This window comes from Sphingobium sp. B11D3B (assembly GCF_025961735.1).
GTDB lineage: Bacteria > Pseudomonadota > Alphaproteobacteria > Sphingomonadales > Sphingomonadaceae > Sphingobium.
Map to the genome: position 1 here is coordinate 2,973,819 of NZ_JAOQOF010000001.1, position 13,036 is coordinate 2,986,854.

Here is a 13,036-nt window from a genome sequence, read left to right on the forward strand (position 1 = left end):
TCAGGCGTCATTGCTCCACAGCAACTGGCCGTCCGGATCGGTGATCTGGGTCAGCCGGCGCGCTGCCCGCCGCGCAAACCGCTGCACTTCGACTTTGCGCCGCGCGGGCGCCAGAGGCTCGCTGGGTGCGGGGCGGAGGATTTCGGCATCATATTGGTCGGCCACGATGAGTCCCGTGCGCCCTGGCCACAGCGCCTCGGACTCGAACAGGGTCAGATCAAAGCCGGCAGGCACGGCCCAGAAGTAGCGATCGCAATAATCGAAATAGTCCGGCCATTTGCCGTCCCCGAGCAGGTCGGCACGGCTGCATTTGATTTCGACGGCAATGATCTGGCCGCGGGCATCCACGGCCATAATGTCCAGCCGCCGACCATTGGGGAGCGGCACTTCGGAAATGCCGAAAATATCGTGGCGCGCAAAGAGACGCAGCACTCCGCGCGTGACGGCCAGCGCCGTTCCATCGGTCAATGCAGGATCGCAGGCGATCACAGGTTCAGGCGCAGGTTCAGGATGTGAGGCCATGTGGCGGGATTAGAACACAATGGGAACAACTGCAAGCCAAGCTCAAACGAGACGGGCCGGCCCAGCGCTCTGCTGACCCGGCCCGGCTTGTGATTGATTGGTTGGCTCAGCGGTAGAAGATATGACCGCCAATGCGCGTGAGGCGATCATGCTTCCAGTTCGGCGACACGCGCGCGGAATGGAAGAACAGGGCGCCTTCCACCGGATTGTCCCAGCTTCCGTCCAGCGCGATCTGGGCGATGGCGCGCGCGGTGCGCCACTGACCGGCATGGGTCGGCGTGGGCAGCTGGCCCTGACGGACGAAACTGAACTGACCCGGCTGCGTGACGACGCCGCACAGGCTGGTGGGGAAACGCCCGGACCGCGCCCGCTCGAGCACGACATTGGCAACGGCGAGCTGGCCGGTCAGGCTCTCGCTGCGCGCTTCATAATAAATGGTGGTGGCGAGACATTTCGCATCAGCGTCGGAAATCTCTTCGACATTGGCCTGCTGGACCAATTCGGCCAGCGAATCGACAGAGTCGGCAGAAGCGGCTTCGTTCGGAGCCGTCTCGGCATCGGGTTCAACCGTTGCGGGGGTCGTCAGGCTTGCAGCGACGACGGCGGGAACCTCGAGCATGGTCGAGAAACCTTGGCGGGCTGTTCCCTCAGGAGCAGCAGCCAGAGCGATTGTGGACGAGAGAAGTCCAACGGTCGCCACGATGGCGACCACGACACGATTGGGCATTCATTCTCAGTACTGTGCGGTGGGTCGGAGATCGGAATGCAGGTCGCATCTATCGTGCGACGCTCAGCGCTCCGGTCCGCCCCCCGTCTGCGTGTTTGCGATGACCTGTCCCCATGACGGCCACACACAACCTGCGCGAGTTGGTGGGGCCTTTGGCCGCTCAGCCGGGAACTGTCAACTCGTGCACAGTATCTCGGCGGCGAGCCGTTCCCCGTCTGCGACATCCAGTTCCACGAACCAGATATCGGGGTCCACCCGGGTTCTTCTATCTATATATTGTGATATTTCAGAGTCTTGGGTTAAATCCCGAGGCCCGCAGGGGGTGAGCGAAAGAGTCCCGTCAAGGGACGTAACACGCTCAAAAAGCCCGATTGTCCGGCCGCGATCCACTGCCTGCACGACGATGGTTCCACTCAACGGCTCCCCTTTGTGAAGCACGGTGCCATGCCCCCCCTGCGCTTGGACACGGCGCAACAGAACCCCGATGAGGATCTGACTCGTCAGACGCGCGGTCACTGGTCTCCTGCTTCCGGGCGCACATAACCCGGCAGGCCAACCAGCGGGATGGTGGAGCGCATGAACGTGCCAGTACCGCGACCGACTTCCTCACCCTCGGCATCGACAAGGCGCGCCTCGGCGACAAAAACGCGCCGCTTGCCGCTCAGCCATTTCCCTTCCGCCACGATCGGCCCAGCCTTGAGCGGGCGGGTGAACAGCAGGTTGAATGCGGTGGTGAGGAGGAAGCGATCCGTGACGAGGCTGTTGGCGGCATAAAAAGCCGCATCGTCCAGCATCTTGAAATACAGCGTGCCATGGGTAGCGCCTGCGGCATGGAAATAGTCCGGCGTCACGTCGATGACGATGCGCGCCTCGCCAGGGGCCGAGATATCCAGCCTTGAGGGGAATAATCCGTTGATCGGCGCCGAGGCATAGAGCCGTTCGAGCGCCCGGAAATGCGCGGCCTCGCCGGAGGGCGGCGTGCCGTCAGGCTGCGTCACGCGACTCGCCGCCGGCGAGCAGGGCATAGAGCGCGGCGTCCGAGCCGACGCCACGAATGCGCGCAAGATGGCGCTCGTTGCGCAGCAGGCGCGAGACGCGGGCCAGGGTCTTGAGATGCTCGGCGCCGCTATCCTGCGGAGAGAGCAGCATGAATACGACATCCACCGGCACATCGTCGATCGCATCGAAAGGGATGGGCTCGGCCAGCAGCACCACGGCGCCATGGACGCTCTCAAGGCCTTCCAGCTTGGCGTGGGGAATCGCGATTCCGCCACCAAAGCCCGTCGAGCCAAGCCGTTCCCGCTCGGTGATGCGCTCGACAACCTCGGCAGCATCGAGCCCATAGGCATCGGCCGCCAACTGACCCAGCTTCAGGAAAAGCTGTTTCTTGTTAGGAAGGGCCACCGCGGACGAAACAGCGTTCGCCGCGAGCAAGTCGCTGAAATTATCCATGTTCAACCCGTGTCCTGCGGCCGACCTGGGGATTTCTGCGCCGGGGTGAAGTCCACCCATCATGGCCGCCTGGAGAAAACTTGGCCGGCTGATAGGCGCAAAGGCCATTCGGGTCAACCGGTTGCCGGGGACGGGGGGGAAGGGGAGGGGGAGGGGGAGGGAGAGGGCTGCGCATCGCGCGCAGCCCTCGTGTGCATTCAGGCGCGCGGCGGCTCCACCCAGCCGATGGTCCCGTCAGTGCGACGATAGACCATGTTGAAGGTGGCCGTGCTGCTGTTGAGGAACATGAGCGCATTGGTATTGCGCAGATCGAGCATCATCACCGCATCGGATACGCTGGCGCGCGGAATATCCACGCGCATCTCCGCGATCACCACCGGTGCGTCGACATCCACTTCCTCTTCCGCTTCGCTGGATTGGAAGACCACATAATTGGCATCGTCGATGCCCGGCGCGTCACGCTGCGCTTCGGCGGCGAGCGCCTGGCTGTGGCGATCCTTCAGCCGCCGCATGTACCGGCGCAGCTGCTTTTCGATGCGTTCCGCGGCCTGATCGAAGCAGACATGGGCATCATGGGCCTCGCCCGCGCCCTTGAGGATCAGCCCTGCCATCACATGGCAGACGATGTCGCAGCGAAAGGCGCCATGAGGCGCGTTGCTGAACGTCACGCTGGAGGAGATGGTGCGCGAGAAATACTTGTCGGCGATCGCCTGCATCCGCTCGGCAACATGCGCCTGAAGCGCCTCGCCGGTGTCGACCTGATGACCCGATACGCGGATTTCCATCTGATTTCTCCTTCTTGTTGGACCTGATGGTCTATGAACGTGGCGCGCCGCCCGGTGAGGATAATCCTCAGGCCGGGCGATCGAGCCACAAAGGGTGATCGATCTTTTCCAGAAACGCGGCATGACGCGCCAGTTCCTGCGGGCTCGGCGAAAACAGACGGGCCGGGCGGAACGGGCGGGCAGCCGGAATGGCCATGGATTGTGTGGTCGTTACGGTGACGGTGATCTGTTCTTCCGCCATCAAGGTGAGGCCGATCTGACGCCCGCCGGTCAGCTCTATATACAGCTGCGCGAGCAATTCCGCGTCCAGCAACGCGCCATGCTTGATGCGGTGGCTGCGGTCGATCCCGTAGCGACTGCACAGGGCATCAAGACTGTGCTTGGCACCGGGGTGAAGGGTCCGCGCAATCGTCAGGCTGTCGATCATCCGCCCCATGTCGACGGTGGGATGGCCGCACCGCTCCAGCTCGGCGTTGAGAAAGCCGAAATCGAACCGCGCATTGTGCGCGACCAGCATGGAATCGCCGAGAAACTCGAGCAACTCTGCGGCCTTGCTGCCGAACAAAGGCTTGTCGGAGAGAAAGCGCGCGGACAGCCCGTGAACCGCTTCGGCCGAAGCCGGCATATCGCGCTGGGGATTGAAATAGGCGTGGTAGGTCTCGCCGGTCGGGATGCGATTGATCAGCTCGACACAGCCGATTTCGACAAGACGGTCACCGCTGAGCGGATCGAAGCCGGTGGTTTCAGTATCGAAGACGATTTCACGCATCGTGGCATTTCACTCGTTGGGGAGGCATTATCGGACCAGCGCCGTGCGAAGGCAAGCAACGAGACGAAAAATCCGCGCTCTCATCCGCCACTTTGGTTCGGCTGTATCCAGCACCAGATCGGAGCGGTGTCGCTTGACATGATCGGGAACCTGACTGGCCTTGATGGCGGCAAACCGCTTTGCCGTCATACCGGGCCGGCGAAGGACGCGCCGCCGCTGCAGAAAAGGCGCGGCGGAAACCACGACCACCATGTCCACCCGCCGCTCACCGTGCGTTTCAAACAGCAGCGGGATATCGAGAACCACCATCGGCCGGCTGCGGTGACGGCGCAGAAACGCTGCGCGGGCGCCAGCAACGGCGGGATGCACGATCCGCTCCAACGCCCGCATTTCCTCCGGCTGACCGATCACCCGGGCACCAAGCATCCGGCGATCGACGCCAGCAGCGCTGGTAGTGCCGGGAAAGCGCGCTTCGATCGCGCCGAGCAAGGCACCGCCCGGCCCCTGCAACCGATGGACCGCTGCATCGGCATCGAATACCGGCACCCCCGCCGCGCGGAACATCGCGGCTGCGGTCGATTTGCCCATGCCGATCGATCCGGTCAGTCCGATGCGGAATGGACGATGGGACACGCGCAGACCCGACAAGCGGCAATCAGGCAGGCACGAGCAGGCGATCACGCAACTGCGCATCCAATTCGCGCGGCGGCTGGGCATCGAAGAAGATATCAAAGGCCAGCGCAGCCTGGCCGATCAGCATCTCCAGCCCATCGATGCACATGAGGTCGCGCTTGCGCGCTTGCGCCAGCAGCGGTGTTTCCAGCGGGGCATAGACGATGTCGTAGACCATTGCCTTATCCGGCAACTTTGACAGATCGGGCGTCCATGCCGGCTGCCCGACCATGCCAAGCGAGGTGGAATTGGCCAGCAGATCAGCTGCCGGCAGTGCCGCATCGAAGCCCTGCACCCGGCCGGCCAGACCCAGCCGGTCCAGCAAAGCCTGCCCCTTGGCGGCATCACGCGCGACGATCGTCAGGTCGGTCACACCCACGGATCTCAAGGCGAACCCGATTGCCTGCGCCGCACCGCCGGTGCCGGCGAGAATCGCGCTGGTGCCGCTCCAGCCGCGTGCCAGCAAGGGCTGCAAAAATCCGCCCGCGTCGGTGTTTGTGCCGATCAGCGGCCCGCCGGTTTCGCAGGCCACCGTGTTGATGGCGCCGATGCGATCGCGCACCCCGCCGGGATCATCGACATAATCCAGCGCCGCGATCTTGTGCGGAATGGTGATATTGCAGCCCAGCCAGTCCGGATCGGCCCGGCGCCTGAGGAAATAGCCGGCCAGGTTCTCCGGCGCGACGCGGGTCTTGCGATACTCCGCATCGATACCGAGCTCTTCCAGCCAGAAATTGTGGATGACCGGCGACTTGCTGTGCGCGATGGGGTCGCCGATCACTTCGGCATATGGTTTTCCCTGACTCATGCCGGCAAGATAGAGCGCACGCGCAAATAGTCGAGCAAAGGAAGCAGGGGCAGGCCCTGCACGGCAAAGAGGCTGCCGGAAATGCGCGAGAAAAGCTGCGCGCCCGGCCCCTCGATCCGATAGCAGCCGACGCACCAGCGGCACTGCTCCCAGTCGAGGTCCAGATAATGGTCGATGAAAGCCGCGCTGAGCGGGCGCATCTGGAGCGTGACGCTCTCGATCTGGCGCCATTGCGCCTGACCGCCCTGCGCGATCACGGCCGCGCTATGGAGCTTGTGCGCCCGTCCACTTATCCGCGCGAGCAGATCGGCCGCGGCCTCCCGGGTCTCCACCTTGTCGATCAGGCTGCCGTCATCCAGTTCCAGCGTCTGGTCGCAGCCCAAGACAAACGCGTCCGGATGTCGCATCGACGGGCGACGGCATTTCCATTCCGCCAGCGCATCGGCCAGATCGCGGGCGTTCAGGCCCTCGGCAACCAGGCTGGCCTTGATCGCATCCTCGTCGACGCCGGCTGGAACCGTCTCAAACGGCACGGCAGCGTCTGCGAGCAAACGCCGGCGACTCTCGCTCTGCGAGGCGAGCAGGAGAGGGGGCGTGCTCATACTGGTCCAAGCCCCGGCAAGCCGCCGCTGCTTTTCAGCCGTTCCTGATACAGGTTGACGATGGCTGCGGCGGTTTCTTCGATGGACCGGCGCGTCACATCGATCACCGGCCAACCCTGATCGGCAAACATGCGGCGGGCGTGCGCCACCTCGCCATTCACGCGTTCGAGATCGACATAGGCGGTTTCCGGCGCCTGATTGAGCGAGAGCAGCCGATTGCGCCGCACCTGCACCAGCCGCTCGGCGCCGGCAGTCAGGCCGACGACCATCGGATGCCGCAATTTGAACAGGCTTGGCGGGGGCGGGGATTCCAACACCAGCGGGATATTGGCGGTCTTGTAGCCGCGATTGGCGAGATAAATGCTCGTCGGCGTCTTTGACGTGCGGGAGACGCCGGCAAGGACGATATCCGCTTCTTCCCAATTCTCCCAGCCGACCCCATCATCATGGGCGATGGTGAACTGGATGGCGTCAATTCGCGCGAAATAGGCCTCGTCGAGGACATGCTTGCGGCCAGGACGATTGCGCATTTCTTGGCCCAGCAAATTGGACATCGCATCCGTCACCGGATCGAGCGGCGCGACATAGGGAATGCCGATGGCCCGGCAGCCATTTTCCAGCCGGCGACGCAAGGTGGGGTTGGCCAGGGTGAACAGCACCATGCCCGGATTGCGCGCCACTTCTTCCAAGATGCGCTCGAGATGCTGCTCGGAGCGCACCATCGGCCAGAAATGGCGGATCGTCTCGACATTTTCGAACTGGGCGAGCGCCGCCTTTCCGATATGCTCGAGCGTTTCGCCGGTGGAATCCGAAAGCAGATGCAGGTTCAGGCGGTCCATATCCACCGTTCATGTGGAACATTGCGGGATAACACAAGGGACAGAACTGTGGATAACCGCCCCTCCTCATTTCATGCGCACTCACCCTGTCGGAACCCGATCATCTATCCACAGGCCCATCGGCTTGCCCACAGGCTGTGAATCATGGGGATGAGCCTGGTGACTCGTCGCACCTTCATGGATCCCTTCAGGTCAAGCTGTTGGCAAAAGGGTGATGAGCGAATAATGCCCGTTGTCCACTCCCCAACAGAATCCAACAACCTTCTCTTTTATATAAATAGGATATTGGTCTGTGCATGACTCGTCCGTGATCGATCCCGGTGTGACGGCACCGCTGCTGAGCGTCCTGCGCGGCGCTGTCCCGGCGCGTCCGCCCCTCTGGCTGATGCGTCAGGCCGGGCGATATCTGCCGGAATATCGGGCTTTGCGTGCCGAGAAGGGCGGTTTCCTCGATCTTTGCTATGACAGTGAGTCCGCGGCCGAAGTCACCTTGCAGCCCATTCGGCGCTTCGGGTTCGATGGCGCGATCCTGTTTTCCGATATTCTGGTGGTCCCCCATGCTCTGGGTCAGAATCTCTGGTTTGAGACCGGGGAAGGACCGCGCCTTGCCCCGCCGCTGGTCGAGGGCGAGCTTGCGAGCCTCGTTCCGGCCCCGCAGCGGCTGGCGCCGGTGATCGACACGGTCCGGCGCGTGAAGGCCGCGCTGGCCCCGCAAACGACGTTTCTGGGCTTTGCCGGCAGTCCCTGGACGGTGGCGACCTATATGGTGGCCGGGCAGGGCAGCAAGGATCACGCGGCCGCCCGTCGCATGGCCTATCAGCAGCCGGCGAAGTTCGGCGCGATCATCGATGCCATTATCGAAACGACGGTCGATTATCTCTCGGCCCAGATCGCGGCCGGCGTAGATGCCGTGCAGCTTTTCGATAGCTGGGCCGGTTCGCTTAGCCCGGCACAGTTCCGCCAATGGGTGATCGCGCCCAACGCGCGCATCGTCAAAGCCTTGAAGCTGCGCCATCCCGATACGCCGATCATCGGCTTTCCAAAGGGGGCAGGGGCCAAACTCGTCGACTATGCCCAGGAAACCGGCGTCGATGCGCTGGGTCTCGATGAGACGCTCGATCCGGCCTGGGCGGCGCGTGAATTGCCCGCCCATCTGCCGCTGCAAGGCAATCTCGATCCGCTGGCGCTGATCGCCGGCGGGGAGACGCTGGATCGGGGGGTGGACGCCATTCTCGAGGCTCTGTCCGGCCGGCCGCACATCTTCAACCTGGGTCATGGCATCTTGCCAGACACGCCGATTGCCCATGTCGAGCAACTGGTGGCGCGCGTTCGCGGGTGATCGGCGGCTCTTGGAAAACGCAAGCCAGCGCCTCGCACCCCGTTTCAATTCCTGGTCGGCTGGCCTAGAAGGCTTGGCGATCGCGCGCGGTTGTTGAAGCACGACGAAGAGGTTCAGTCTCCATGTCCATCCTGCCCGGCATCGGCTTTCTTGGCGCTGCTTATCCGTGGGTTCTTGCCGCACATGTGATCTTCGTCATCTTCCTGATGGCCAGCCTATTTATGATCCCGCGCTACTTCATCTACCATCATCAGACCGAGCCCGGCTCGGCCGAGGATCAGGCGTGGATCGAGCGTGAGACGCGAATGAAGCGCATCATCATGAACCCCTCGATCATACTGGTCTGGGTGCTGGGCCTGCTGCTGGCCTTTCAGACCGGGGCCTGGAGCGAGGGCTGGTTCCATGCCAAGCTGCTGCTGGTGATCATCCTGTCGGGCTTTCACGGCTGGATCGTCGGCTATTCCAAGAAGCTCGCTCGCGGCTTGCGTCCCTGGCCGGAAAAGCGCCTGCGCATGATCAACGAGGTGCCGGCGCTGCTCGTGACGCTGATCGTCATTCTGGTGATCGTCCGCCCGTTCTGAGCCGTGCGTTTCTGAGCGGTAGGGCGCCATCGCTCTGCGCTTGACTTGGAATCGGCCAGTGCGTAATTCGGGGCGTTCCCTTTACAGGCGCTGACCTATGCGCCTGATTGCCCTCTCCAGGCATTCCGGCACAGTCACATTCCCTTTATTTTCACTCCCGCCGTCGGACCCAATCCATGCATCTTAAAGATTTGAAGCGCAAAGCCCCGGCCGAGCTGGTCGCCATGGCCGAGGAACTCGGCGTTGAAGGTGCCTCGACGCTGCGCAAGCAGGACCTCATGTTCGCCATCCTGAAGGAGCAGGCGGAAAATGGCGAGCAGATCATGGGTCTGGGCACCATCGAGGTGCTGGCCGATGGCTTCGGCTTCCTGCGCAGCCCTGAGGCGAACTATCTGGCCGGCCCGGATGACATCTATGTCTCGCCCAATCAGGTCCGCAAATTCGGCCTGCGCACCGGTGACACGGTGGAAGGCGAGATCCGCGCACCCAAGGATGGCGAGCGCTATTTCGCGCTGACCAAGCTCGTCTCGGTCAATTTCGACGATCCCGATGTGGTCCGTCACCGCGTCAATTTCGACAATCTGACACCGCTTTATCCCGACGAGAAGCTGCGGCTCGACACGCTCGATCCCACGATCAAGGACAAGTCGGCCCGCGTCATCGACATCATCGCGCCGCAGGGCAAGGGCCAGCGCGCGCTCATCGTGGCGCCGCCGCGGACCGGCAAGACCGTTCTGCTGCAGAACATCGCCAAGGCGATCACCGACAATCATCCCGAGGTCTTCCTGCTGGTGCTGCTCATCGACGAGCGACCGGAGGAAGTCACGGACATGCAGCGCAGCGTGAAGGGCGAGGTGGTTTCCTCCACCTTCGATGAGCCCGCGACGCGCCACGTCCAGGTCGCCGAGATGGTGATCGAGAAGGCCAAGCGCCTTGTCGAGCACAAGAAGGATGTCGTCATCCTGCTCGATTCCATCACGCGCCTTGGCCGAGCCTATAACACCGTCGTGCCGAGCTCCGGCAAGGTGCTGACCGGCGGTGTCGATGCCAACGCCCTGCAGCGCCCGAAGCGCTTTTTCGGCGCGGCGCGGAACATCGAGGAGGGTGGCTCGTTGTCGATCATCGCCACGGCGCTCATCGATACGGGTAGCCGCATGGATGAAGTGATCTTCGAGGAGTTCAAGGGCACCGGTAACTCGGAAATCGTCCTGGATCGCAAGGTCTCGGACAAGCGCATCTTCCCGGCGCTGGATGTCGGCAAATCCGGCACCCGTAAGGAAGAGCTGCTGGTCGAGAAGGACAAGCTCTCCAAGATGTGGGTGCTGCGTCGTATTCTCATGCAGATGGGCACGATCGACGCGATGGAATTCCTGCTCGACAAGATGAAGGATTCCAAGACCAACGAAGACTTCTTCGCCACGATGAACCAGTAACGCATTTCAACAGGGGTTACGCGCTGCCATGGCTGAAATCTGGTCCCATATCGTCTCGGACGTCTCCACGCTGTTCTCGGGCGATATCAGCGCCTGGTCCGCGTTCGTCAAAGTTCTGTTGATCGACGTCGTCCTGGCCGGGGACAATGCCATCGTCATCGGCGCGCTGGCAGCGGGATTGCCGGCGCATCAGCGCCGGATGGTCATCTTCATCGGTATCATTGCCGCGCTGGTGCTGCGCATCGCCTTTGCGCTCGTGGTCACGCAGCTCATGCAGATCATCGGGCTGATTTTTGCCGGCGGCATCCTGCTCCTGTGGGTATCCTGGAAGATGTACCGCGAGATCGTGCAGGGGGCAGGACACAATGCCGGCTCGCCTGAGGTCGAGGGTGACGAGCATTCCGGGCTTCGTCCCGCGAAGAGCTTCATCGGCGCGGCTTGGGCTGTGGCGGTGGCAGACGTCTCCATGAGCCTCGACAATGTGCTGGCGGTGGCCGGTGCAGCCCGCGAGCACCCCGGCATTTTGATGATCGGCCTGGTCTTCGCGGTCGCTCTGATGGGCATCGCTGCGAATATCATCGCGAAATATATCGAGCGCTATCGTTGGATTGCCTGGATCGGCTTGCTGGTCATTCTCTATGTGGCCGCGACGATGATCTACACCGGCATCACCGACAAGGATATCGGGCTGCTCCAGCTCTTCGCCTAAGCCGAGAGGCAAATTGCTAAACAGGAACCGGCAGCGCTCAGCAAAGGAGCGCTGCCGGTTTCCTTGTTTCTGGCTGACCAGTGCGGGGTGATAATCGCCGGCCGAGGGCAATTTGCTAGCGAAATGAGCCCCGATGCGGCATGTCATGCCCACCCTATCTCGCGCGGAGCCCTGCCATCATGAAGTTCAAGGTCGATGTTGAGTGCACCCCGGAAGAGGCACGGTCGTTTCTCGGTCTGCCTGATCTGAAGCCGATCCATGATCTTTATATTCAGGCGGTGCTCGATACGATGAGCGGCCAGACCAACCTTGAGCAGATGGAGCGGATGTTCCGCAGCATGTCGCCGCTGGGTGATGCAGGCATGAAATTGTTTTCCAGCCTCATGGATATCGGTATGGGCGCGGCGGGCGCTGGCTCTCCTGCAAAATCCAAGAATGACGGCTGAGTTTTCACGTGGTTTGACGCTCGATGACGGATCGGGATACGATTTTTGCGCTCTCCAGCGGGCAGCTGCCCGCGGCAATTGCGATCATCCGGGTATCTGGGCCTCTTGCTCTTGAAGCTGCTCGCGCCATAACTGGCCGGGACGCACCAGCGGCTCGGCAAGCGACGTTGCGGCGATTTTTCGATCCGGCGAATGGCGACTTGCTCGATGAAGGTTTGCTGATTTGCTTTCCCGGGCCAAATACAGAGACCGGCGAAGACATGGCCGAATTCCAATGCCATGGCTCCCATGCGGTGGTGCGGGCGTTGGAAGCCGTTCTGGCTGCTATGCCGGGCTTTCGGCGGGCAGAGGCGGGCGAGTTTACCCGGCGCGCCTTTCTGAGCGGCAAGATGGATCTCGCCGGGATCGAAGGCTTAGGCGATTTGATCGCGGCAGAGACGGCGCTGCAACGGCGCGCTGCCATGGCGATGATGGGTGGAGCGTTCTCCCGCAAGATCGAATCCTGGACGACCGACCTTCGACTGCTCGCCGCACAGATCGAGGCTCAGCTCGATTTTTCCGATGAAGGGGACGTATCGGGCGCGGACCTCGCGCGCATCACAGCCGCAGTGATTGAGATCAGCGCAGACATGCGTAAGGAACTGCAGCGTCCCTCCGCGGACCGATTACGCGATGGTATTCGCGTCGCCATCGGCGGTCCGCCCAATGCTGGCAAGTCGTCCCTGTTCAACCAGCTTGTTGGACGCGATGCTGCGATTGTCTCCCCTCATGCGGGAACGACCCGCGATGTGATCGAGGCGTCAGTCGCCCTCAATGGCATCGCATTCGTGTTGTCTGACTCGGCGGGACTGCGCGAAGCCGGTGACGAGATCGAGCAGATCGGCATCGGCCGAGCGGAAGCCCTTTTGGCCGAGGCCGACATCGTGCTGTGGCTAGGGCGGCCTGAACAGGCGCCCCCAGGTCGAGGGGAATTGGTGCAGGTCGCACCGAAAGCCGATCTTACTCTCGCAGATCGCGAGGCATCGAGCCTGCACGTGTCGAGCGTGACAGGTGAGGGGATTGATTCTCTCATTGAGGAACTGTGTGCGCTGGCCGGCAGCATGCTGCCGGCGCCCGGCGACTATGCGCTGTCACAGCGGCAACGAGCCGTCATAAAGCGAGCGGTTGACGCTGCGGACGCCTGCGCTGGTGAGTCCGACGAAATCCTGGTTGCAGAAAATCTTCGGCAGGCGCTGGCCGCTCTGGATGAATTGACCGGACGCACCACGACTGAGCTTGTGCTGGACGAGGTGTTTCGCGGCTTCTGCATCGGCAAATAGGGGGTGTTTGTTCCACGTGGAACATCGGCCGGC

17 protein-coding genes are annotated in these 13,036 nt (G+C 62.5%); 6 read left to right on the plus strand and 11 right to left on the minus strand.

Annotation, left to right across the window (positions count from 1 at the left end):
* The 11 genes from M2333_RS13725 to M2333_RS13775 form a co-directional block, all read right to left on the minus strand.
* Positions 1-522 carry an MmcB family DNA repair protein gene (locus M2333_RS13725; RefSeq protein WP_264612151.1) on the minus strand — a complete coding sequence of 174 codons (522 nt, stop codon included), beginning with the start codon at positions 520-522 and terminating at the stop codon, positions 1-3.
* A gap of 106 nt (positions 523-628) precedes the next feature.
* On the minus strand, positions 629-1,249 hold the full coding sequence (locus M2333_RS13730) for a cell wall hydrolase (RefSeq protein ID WP_181561065.1): 621 nt from the start codon (positions 1,247-1,249) through the stop codon (positions 629-631).
* A gap of 174 nt (positions 1,250-1,423) precedes the next feature.
* Positions 1,424-1,765 (minus strand): DUF1491 family protein, encoded by a 342-nt coding sequence (locus M2333_RS13735; RefSeq protein WP_264577027.1) that lies wholly within the window; start codon positions 1,763-1,765, stop codon positions 1,424-1,426.
* The gene (locus M2333_RS13740; protein WP_264612152.1) at positions 1,762-2,274 is read right to left on the minus strand and encodes a PaaI family thioesterase; all 513 of its coding nucleotides are present in this window, start codon (positions 2,272-2,274) and stop codon (positions 1,762-1,764) included. Before M2333_RS13740 ends, M2333_RS13735 begins: the two co-directional genes overlap by 4 nt.
* Positions 2,234-2,701, minus strand: coding sequence for a PTS sugar transporter subunit IIA (locus M2333_RS13745; protein WP_181561068.1), 468 nt, complete (start codon positions 2,699-2,701; stop codon positions 2,234-2,236). The genes M2333_RS13740 and M2333_RS13745 overlap by 41 nt, the downstream gene beginning before the upstream one ends.
* Before the next feature lie 197 nt (positions 2,702-2,898).
* Entirely contained in the window at positions 2,899-3,486 is a 588-nt protein-coding gene (gene hpf, locus M2333_RS13750; protein ID WP_181561069.1) for a ribosome hibernation-promoting factor, HPF/YfiA family, read from the minus strand.
* A gap of 67 nt (positions 3,487-3,553) precedes the next feature.
* On the minus strand, positions 3,554-4,255 hold the full coding sequence (dnaQ, locus tag M2333_RS13755) for a DNA polymerase III subunit epsilon (protein ID WP_264574008.1): 702 nt from the start codon (positions 4,253-4,255) through the stop codon (positions 3,554-3,556).
* A 27-nt stretch (positions 4,256-4,282) separates the two neighbouring features.
* Entirely contained in the window at positions 4,283-4,843 is a 561-nt protein-coding gene (gene coaE / locus M2333_RS13760; RefSeq protein ID WP_413716529.1) for a dephospho-CoA kinase, read from the minus strand.
* 67 nt (positions 4,844-4,910) lie between these two features.
* Positions 4,911-5,735 (minus strand): shikimate dehydrogenase family protein, encoded by an 825-nt coding sequence (locus tag M2333_RS13765; RefSeq protein WP_264612154.1) that lies wholly within the window; start codon positions 5,733-5,735, stop codon positions 4,911-4,913.
* Complete coding sequence (locus M2333_RS13770; RefSeq protein ID WP_264612155.1) at positions 5,732-6,337, minus strand: Maf family protein; 606 nt, start codon at positions 6,335-6,337, stop codon at positions 5,732-5,734. The genes M2333_RS13765 and M2333_RS13770 overlap by 4 nt, the downstream gene beginning before the upstream one ends.
* Positions 6,334-7,176, minus strand: a complete 843-nt coding sequence (locus M2333_RS13775) for a pyruvate, water dikinase regulatory protein (RefSeq protein WP_264612156.1) — start codon at positions 7,174-7,176, stop codon at positions 6,334-6,336. Before M2333_RS13775 ends, M2333_RS13770 begins: the two co-directional genes overlap by 4 nt.
* A gap of 292 nt (positions 7,177-7,468) precedes the next feature.
* On the opposite strand from M2333_RS13775, the gene hemE reads away from it, so the two are divergent.
* The 6 genes from hemE to mnmE all read left to right on the plus strand — a co-directional run bounded on the left by hemE (position 7,469) and on the right by mnmE (position 13,003).
* The gene (gene hemE / locus M2333_RS13780; RefSeq protein WP_413716499.1) at positions 7,469-8,515 is read left to right on the plus strand and encodes a uroporphyrinogen decarboxylase; all 1,047 of its coding nucleotides are present in this window, start codon (positions 7,469-7,471) and stop codon (positions 8,513-8,515) included.
* A gap of 140 nt (positions 8,516-8,655) precedes the next feature.
* The gene (locus M2333_RS13785; RefSeq protein ID WP_181561573.1) at positions 8,656-9,096 is read left to right on the plus strand and encodes a CopD family protein; all 441 of its coding nucleotides are present in this window, start codon (positions 8,656-8,658) and stop codon (positions 9,094-9,096) included.
* Positions 9,097-9,272: 176 nt separating this feature from the next.
* A complete protein-coding gene (gene rho / locus M2333_RS13790; RefSeq protein WP_181561074.1) occupies positions 9,273-10,529 on the plus strand; it encodes a transcription termination factor Rho in 1,257 nt (418 codons plus the stop codon).
* A 28-nt stretch (positions 10,530-10,557) separates the two neighbouring features.
* Positions 10,558-11,238, plus strand: coding sequence for a YjbE family putative metal transport protein (locus tag M2333_RS13795; RefSeq protein WP_181561075.1), 681 nt, complete (start codon positions 10,558-10,560; stop codon positions 11,236-11,238).
* 179 nt (positions 11,239-11,417) lie between these two features.
* Entirely contained in the window at positions 11,418-11,684 is a 267-nt protein-coding gene (locus M2333_RS13800) for a DUF6489 family protein (RefSeq protein WP_264571637.1), read from the plus strand.
* Positions 11,685-11,707: 23 nt separating this feature from the next.
* On the plus strand, positions 11,708-13,003 hold the full coding sequence (mnmE, locus tag M2333_RS13805) for a tRNA uridine-5-carboxymethylaminomethyl(34) synthesis GTPase MnmE (RefSeq protein WP_264612157.1): 1,296 nt from the start codon (positions 11,708-11,710) through the stop codon (positions 13,001-13,003).
* Positions 13,004-13,036 lie beyond the last annotated feature (33 nt).

Bases quoted from the DNA above. Each gene is read 5' to 3' on its own strand.
- M2333_RS13745 (WP_181561068.1), bottom strand. From the start codon at position 2,701: ATGGATAATTTCAGCGACTTGCTCGCGGCGAACGCTGTTTCGTCCGCG.
- M2333_RS13730 (WP_181561065.1), bottom strand. From the start codon at position 1,249: ATGCCCAATCGTGTCGTGGTCGCCATCGTGGCGACCGTTGGACTTCTC.
- M2333_RS13800 (WP_264571637.1), top strand. From the start codon at position 11,418: ATGAAGTTCAAGGTCGATGTTGAGTGCACCCCGGAAGAGGCACGGTCG.
- M2333_RS13770 (WP_264612155.1), bottom strand. From the start codon at position 6,337: ATGAGCACGCCCCCTCTCCTGCTCGCCTCGCAGAGCGAGAGTCGCCGG.
- M2333_RS13740 (WP_264612152.1), bottom strand. From the start codon at position 2,274: ATGCCCTGCTCGCCGGCGGCGAGTCGCGTGACGCAGCCTGACGGCACG.
- dnaQ (WP_264574008.1), bottom strand. From the start codon at position 4,255: ATGCGTGAAATCGTCTTCGATACTGAAACCACCGGCTTCGATCCGCTC.
- M2333_RS13775 (WP_264612156.1), bottom strand. From the start codon at position 7,176: ATGGACCGCCTGAACCTGCATCTGCTTTCGGATTCCACCGGCGAAACG.
- M2333_RS13765 (WP_264612154.1), bottom strand. From the start codon at position 5,735: ATGAGTCAGGGAAAACCATATGCCGAAGTGATCGGCGACCCCATCGCG.
- mnmE (WP_264612157.1), top strand. From the start codon at position 11,708: ATGACGGATCGGGATACGATTTTTGCGCTCTCCAGCGGGCAGCTGCCC.
- hpf (WP_181561069.1), bottom strand. From the start codon at position 3,486: ATGGAAATCCGCGTATCGGGTCATCAGGTCGACACCGGCGAGGCGCTT.
- M2333_RS13725 (WP_264612151.1), bottom strand. From the start codon at position 522: ATGGCCTCACATCCTGAACCTGCGCCTGAACCTGTGATCGCCTGCGAT.
- M2333_RS13795 (WP_181561075.1), top strand. From the start codon at position 10,558: ATGGCTGAAATCTGGTCCCATATCGTCTCGGACGTCTCCACGCTGTTC.
- coaE (WP_413716529.1), bottom strand. From the start codon at position 4,843: ATGGGCAAATCGACCGCAGCCGCGATGTTCCGCGCGGCGGGGGTGCCG.
- rho (WP_181561074.1), top strand. From the start codon at position 9,273: ATGCATCTTAAAGATTTGAAGCGCAAAGCCCCGGCCGAGCTGGTCGCC.